The organism is Kineococcus indalonis (assembly GCF_009906395.1).
GTDB classification, from domain to species: Bacteria; Actinomycetota; Actinomycetes; order Actinomycetales; family Kineococcaceae; genus Kineococcus; species Kineococcus indalonis.
Window position 1 is genome coordinate 1 of sequence record NZ_JAAALM010000375.1, and the last position, 4,089, is coordinate 4,089.

The 4,089-nt window shown below is 79.7% G+C and carries 2 pseudogenes; both read right to left on the bottom strand.

The annotated features are described in order from the left end of the window. Window positions 1-2,292, bottom strand: a pseudogene (locus GTR00_RS15950) (hypothetical protein); the annotation flags it as partial. Window positions 2,293-2,407: 115 nt separating this feature from the next. Further along, window positions 2,408-3,922: pseudogene (locus tag GTR00_RS26430) on the bottom strand (PP2C family protein-serine/threonine phosphatase); the annotation flags it as partial. Window positions 3,923-4,089: the final 167 nt, after the last annotated feature.

Consider the following 4,089-nt stretch of genomic DNA (forward strand, 5'->3'; position numbering starts at 1 on the left):
GGCGTCGTGGGCGCGCGCGGCCGCCTCGGCCAGCTGCAGCTCGGCGCGGGCGCTGCGCAGCACCGCCGCGTCGGGGGCGCCGACCAGCGGGTCGGCCAGCGAGAGGGCCTCCAGCACGCCCGACCACCACGCGCGCTCCACCTCCGCGGCCAGGTCCAGGCTGCCCGGACCGTCCCAGCGCGCGCCCAGGTCGTCCAGCAGCGGCTGCCAGCCGGCGGCGGCGAGCTCGTCGAGCAGCACCGTGCGCTCGGGCAGGTCGTCCAGGGCGGCGCCGCCGGCGGCCAGCGAGCGCAGCAGCCCCGTCAGCTCCGGCAGCGGCACCTCCAGCAGCGAGGCGCCGCGGGCGGGCTCGGCGAGCTCCTCGACCAGCCGCGCCGGCAGCACCCGCTGCAGGTCCACCAGGTCGGTGCGCAGCGCCGCCACCGCGGCGCGCAGCTCCTCCAGGCCCTCGGGCACGCGCGGCGCGGCCTCGCGCACCGAGACGCGCTGCCACGCCAGGCGCTGGGCGCGGGCGCGCTGCAGCCACTCGTGCAGCTCGGCGGCGCCCTCCGGCGCCGCCGAGGGCGCCACCATCGCGCGGGCCTGGCGCCGCAACCGCCAGCGGGCCAGCACGCCCATGCGCACGCCGTTCTCGCGGCGCCACGCCGCCGTGGCGGTGGCCGCGGCCACGTCGCCCAGGGAACCGGCGAACACGTCGGGGCCGAAGCGGGCGACGGTGGTGCGCACGCCCTCCAGCAGCTCCACCCGCTCGGTGGCCTCGGCCACCGACGCCGCCCCGCGCAGCCCCACGGCGTCGCACACGGTGGCCATGAGGGCGCGGGCCGTCGGCAGGGTCTCCTCCGCGACGCGGCGCACGCGGGCCAGGGCCTCCTCGGCCGCCCCGCGGCTGCGCAGCTGCGCACCGGCCCACGGGGTCGTGGAGCCGGTGACGTCGAAGGCGCCCAGCTCCACGGCCCGGCGCACCCGCCCGGCCCACACCGGCAGGTCCTGGCGGCGGCACGCCGTCAGCGCCTCCCCGCGCAGGCGGCGCGTGGTGGTGGCGGGCACGGGGCGCTCGGCCAGCCCGGCCAGCGCCTCCAGCGCGTCGTGGGCGCTGACGCCCCACGGCGCGCGCGGGCGGTGCAGGGCGCGGGCGTGCTCCTCCAGCGCGGCCGCGCCGGCGGAGGGGTCCGGGCGCGCGCCGGTGCCGCCGGCGTCCGCGCGCGCGGAGCGGGCGTGCGCCTCCTCGCGCGCGGTGCGCACCTGCTCGCGCACGTCGGCCAGGACGGCGGCGGGGTCGAGGTCGGCGACCAGGTGCAGCAGCAGCCGCCCCTGGCCGGCCGCGCGCAGCCGCTCCTCCAGGGCGCGGCGCTCGGCGGCGGAGTCGGCCACGACCAGGGTGGTGCGCCCGGCGGCGGCGCCGGCGGAGACCAGGGCCGCGACGACCTGGGTGGCGCCGGTGCCGGCGGGGGCCTCCAGGCGCAGGTCGCCGCCGGCCAGGACGTGCTCGACGGCGCGCCGCTGGGCGGGGTCCAGCTCCAGGCCGGTGCGGGCGGCGCGCTCGGCGGGGCGCCCCTCCAGGGGCGCGGCGGGGCGCACCGCCACCTGCTCGGCCAGGGCGCGCACGACGCGGTGCCCGCGCACGTCGGCGCCGTGGTCGCGCAGGTGCGCCAGCAGGTCCGAGCCGGGGTCGGCGAAGGTGCCCAGCAGCAGGCGGCGCTCCACCCGCAGCCCGGGCGCACCGGCCAGCTGGCGGCGCACCTCCTCCAGGGCCGGGTCGGGGTCGAAGCCGCGGTGGCGGCCCACGGCGTGCGCGACGCGGGCGGCGTCGAGCTCCACGCCCAGCTCGGCGCGGGCGGCGCGCACGAGCACCGGGTTGACCAGCACGCCGGCGTCCAGGCGCACCACGAAGTCGTCCAGGGACTCCCCGGCGGGCGTCAGCGAGCAGCGCCGCAGCAGCAGCGGCGTGCGGCGCGCGGGGCCGGCGGGGGGCGTCCAGGTGGCGGTGCCCACGGCCACGGCGGGGGCGCGGGTGCCGCGCTGGGCGAGCAGCTCGGCGGCGCGGCGGTGCACGGCGCGCGCGCGGCGGCGGGCGTCGGCGAAGGCGCCGGACTCGCGCACCAGGCTGGACAGCGGGGCGGGCCCGCCGGCCAGCAGCTGCGCCAGGCCGGAGGGGTGCGCGGTGGTCAGGTCCAGCACGGCGTCGGGGGCGTCGGGGTGGTCCAGGAGCGCCGAGGTCCCGCCGAGCGCCTCCGCCTCGGCCCACCACCGCCGTCGGGTCGCGTCGGCGGTGCGGGGCGCTGCGTCGTTCACGCCCTCCACAGTAGGCGCGCGCCCGAGCGGCCCCGCACGGTCCGCGCGCGCCGCGGGCGAGCACGACGAGGGTGACGTCGTCGCGGGCCCGCCCGCCGCTGAAGCGGCGGGCGACGTCGAGGGCCTCGTCCACGAGGGTCTGCGGGGTCAGCTCCGGCAGGCGCGAGAGCGCGGCGAGCACGCCCTCCACGCCCAGCTCGTCGGTGCTGCCGACGGGGCGGGCCTCGGTGAGCCCGTCGGTGTAGACGACGAGCATCGAGCCGGGCGCCAGCGAGGTGGTGCCGCTGCTCCAGGCGCCGGGCGTGTCCAGGTGCAGCCAGGACAGCAGGGGGCCGGTGGCCTCCAGCTGGCCGACCAGGCGCACCGCCCCGTCGTCGGCGCGCACCACGAACGGGGCGGGGTGGCCGGCGTTGGCGTAGCGCACCACCCCGGAGTCGGGGTCGACCACGACGACGACGCAGCTGGCGAAGCGCTCGGCCTCGTCGGTGAAGACCCGCGCGGCCAGCGACAGGGCCAGGTCCGGTTCGGGCGCCAGGTGCAGGGCGGCCTCCAGCAGGCGCTTGAGCTGGATGGCGACGATGCCGGCGCGCGCGCCGTGCCCGGAGACGTCGGCGACGACGACGGCGTAGCGGCCGTCGGCCAGGGGCAGCACGTCGTACCAGTCGCCGGCGAGCAGGCCCTCGGCGGGCCGCAGCGCGGCGGCGGCCGTCCAGCCGCGCAGGGCGGGCAGCTCGTGGGCGGCGAGCTGGTCGCGCACCTCGGCGACGAGGGGCTGGCCCTGGGCCAGGGCCTCGCGGGCGGAGACGGCGTCGGCGAGCTCGTCGAGGATGCGCCGGCGCATCGTCTCGGCCGAGCGCGCCACGGCGGCCAGCTCGGGCGGGCCGGGCAGGCCCACGGGGGTCTGCAGGTCGCCGCCGCCCACGCGCAGCATCTGCTCGGAGAGGCGGTCCAGGGGGCGCAGCACCCAGCGGCGCACGAAGTGCAGGATCGCGGGCACCATGAGCAGGGCGACGGCCGCGACGCCGGTCTGCACGGCCTGCAGCCGCCCGAGGTCCTCCTCGGCCTGGGCGACGTCCTGGTCGCGCCGGGTGTCCAGGACGTCGGTGAAGGCGACGATGTCGGCGTAGGTGGCGGAGAACTGCTGGGCGGCGGGCGCGTTGGCCAGGACCCTGCGCAGGCCCTCCGGGTCGCCGGTGCGCTTCACGCGGGCCTGCTCGACGAGGACGCTCTGCCAGCCGTCGACGTCGGTGACGATCTCGTCGAGGCGGCGCTCGGCCTGGGTCTCGGTGTCGGTGTCGTCGTCGTGCAGCCGGGCCACGGCCCCGCGCAGGGCGTCCTCCTGGTCGTCGAGCTGGCCGAGGAGGCGCTCGCGCTGGGCGGCCAGGATGGGGGTCTGGGTGGGGTCCGCGGACAGGACGTACTGGTGGTGCACCGACTGCAGCTGCACGAGCGTCTGCTGGTAGCGGTCCATCGCGGTGGAGACCTGCACCCACTGCTCCTGGTCGGCGCGGCGGTCCTCGCCGAAGGTGTGCCGCACGTTCTGGGCCAGCACGACGGTGAGCACCAGCGCCACGAGCAGGACGACGCCGGCCATGACGGAGACCCGCCGCTGCAGGGTGGTGCGCAGCATGAGGCGGTGCCAGCGCTGCACCAGGCGCTTCAGCGTCCCCTCCCCCTCCCGGCCGTGGCGGCGCCGCGGGCCGGCCCGCCGCGTCGTCACACCTTGTCACCTCCGGGCGCGCAGTCCCAGCGCCCGCGGCGGCTCGTCGGGCGGCGGGGCCGCGCGTGGGATAGACC